We start from the raw sequence: 953 nt of genomic DNA, 5'->3' as shown, positions 1-953 counted from the left end.
GATCAAGTGTGGGAGCGGGCTTGCTCGCGAAGGCTATGTTCGTCTCAGTACATATGTTGCCTGAGATGACGCCTTCGCGGGCAAGCCCACTCCCACAGGTTTTTGTGTGTGTTTACTGCGGGACGCTGAGGTTCAACGTCGGCGTCTCATCAAAGAAGTTCCACGGCTTCAACAGCACATGCACCCATTCGGTTGGCATGATTGGCCATTCCTCGGCCCGCGCAATGTGCGTGGTGCCGGTGGTCAGCCAGACCACGTCGTCGGTGTTTTCAATCGACTGGTTATCCGCAGTGAACTGCCCAAGCCCGGTGTCTTTGTCCGAACGGTTCGGGAATTTGCCTTCCGGATACTTTTCTTCCGTGTTATAGCGCGTCACCCACAGTTGCTTGTCCATGAAGCTGAGGCGGTGGTAGAGCCATTCATCCTTGCCAAAGTTGGCGCCCTTGGCCACTGGATGCGTGCCGCCGGCATACGGAATCATCTGATAGGAAACCGGGTTGCCGACTTTGTTTTCCTTGCTGAAGTTGGTCATCAGGCGAACGGTCGAAGGGTCGAATTTCTGCGCGCCCTGCTGCTCGGTGCTGACCACGTTGTGCTCGGTCTGCATGGTGCTGGTACGCGGGCCGCCACGGTCGTTTGGCAGCAGCACCGGGTTCACTTCAACCAGCGAGTTGTTTTCACCGTCCACGTCCATGTCCAGGCGGAAGTTGTAGATGTGCTGGTGGGTGGTGCCGACGATGTTGTGGTCCAGCAGGGTGCCGTAGCGCGTGTCTTCCTTGGCCGTGGCGTCGCGCATGGTTTTGGACTGCACGCCCTTGACCGCTTCGATACCGGTGGCGCCGGCATCGATGCCAATGGTGCCGTTTTGCTGGAAGACCCAATCGACGATGTAGTCGTAGTTGCCGACGGTGCTGATCCACCGCACAACAAGCTCACGCCGCTCGGTGCTGAGG

Annotated in this window: 1 protein-coding gene; it reads right to left on the bottom strand. The window is 58.3% G+C overall.

From position 1 onward, the window contains the following. Nucleotides 1-112 precede the first annotated feature (112 nt). Nucleotides 113-953, bottom strand: an 841-nt coding sequence (locus tag AC1DRJ_RS29740; protein WP_477805273.1) for a copper amine oxidase, incomplete at its 5' end; no start/stop codon positions are given.

Source organism: Pseudomonas sp. P5_B2 (assembly GCF_056400445.1).
This window is presented reverse-complemented; position numbering and strand designations above follow the sequence as displayed.